General features: G+C 71.2%; 1 protein-coding gene. It reads left to right on the top strand.

From position 1 onward, the window contains the following. Window positions 1-224 precede the first annotated feature (224 nt). A complete protein-coding gene (locus E1284_RS40795) occupies window positions 225-1031 on the top strand; it encodes a VOC family protein (protein WP_131945452.1) in 807 nt (268 codons plus the stop codon). The last annotated feature ends 142 nt before the right edge of the window (window positions 1032-1173 follow it).

The raw sequence follows: 1173 nt of genomic DNA, 5'->3' as shown, positions 1-1173 counted from the left end.
CCGGATGATCTGCTGCAGCCGGCGCCCCTCGTCCTGGGTCAACCGCCGTGCTCTGACTGGCTCTGCCACCAGCCCGCCCCTCTCTCGATAACGACCTGTCGTCATCGAGGGTGGAGCCGATCAACCTGCCCGTCCCTGACCCTGTCCGGCGTGTCACCCAACCCGGTGGACGTTTGTGGTCACCGCACTAGCGTGGACGGCATGCGAGCTGTCAGGGACCGGCGATGCCCGAGGTGACCTCCTACGAGCCCGGCCACCCGACCTGGGCCGAGCTGGCCAGTCCGGACCCGGAGCGGTCGAGGGACTTCTACCGCGACCTGTTCGGCTGGTACTCCTACACGCTGACCGCCGATATCGGCGAATACGAGATCTTCACCCTCGGCGGCGTCCAGGGGCCGGAGATCGGCGGGATGCAGTTCCTCGCGGACGACTCCCTGCACTCGTCCTGGACGTGCTACTTCCGCACGGCCGACATGGCGGCCTCCGTCGACGCCGTGCGCGCGGCGGGCGGCATGGTCCTCGTGGAGCCGACCGACGTCGCCGACCTCGGGCAGTTGTCGCTGTGCTCCGACCTGGAGGGCGCCGACTTCGCCCTCTGGTACCCCTACCACCTGCAGGGCGCGGGGGTCATGGACGAGCCGGCGACGCTGTGCTGGGTGGAGCTGGCCTGCCGCGACATCGGCGCCGCCCGCCGCTTCTACGGCGCGGTCTTCGGCTGGAAGGCCGTGGACCGCGACTACTACGGCTCCGTCTACACCATCTGGAAGGTCGGCGACTGGTCCGTGGCGGGCATGGTGTCGATGGACGAGCACTGGCCGCCCGGCTACCCGGCCCACTGGATCCCGTACTACTGGGTGGCGGACTGCGACGAGTCCGCCGCGAGGGCCGCCGAGCTGGGCGCCCGCATCCACGTCCCGCCGACCGACATCGAGCCGGGCCGCTTCTCCATCATCACCGACCCGACCGGCGCCCGCCTCGCCCTGGTCACCCCGGCCACCCCCGACCTCGCCGCCGTCCGCGCCCGCCCCTGAGCAAGACAGTCCTCCGTCCCCGAGCCGCGGTGGTGGCAAAGGCCCCCGTTCGCTTCTGACTGAACTTCTGCGCGGCAGTCAAGGCACGACGGCACTGACGCGCGGGCCGGTGGCGGGTCAGCGGGCGGGGAGGCCCCGGTCG

The sequence above is a fragment of the Actinomadura bangladeshensis genome, assembly GCF_004348335.1.
Taxonomy (GTDB): Bacteria; Actinomycetota; Actinomycetes; order Streptosporangiales; family Streptosporangiaceae; genus Spirillospora; species Spirillospora bangladeshensis.
The sequence above is the reverse complement of the archived record's forward strand: the minus strand, read 5'-3'. Positions and strand labels throughout refer to the sequence as shown.

What these genes read in the sequence shown, in the direction of transcription:
- E1284_RS40795 (WP_131945452.1), top strand. Translation starts at nt 225, where the DNA reads ATGCCCGAGGTGACCTCCTACGAGCCCGGCCACCCGACCTGGGCCGAG.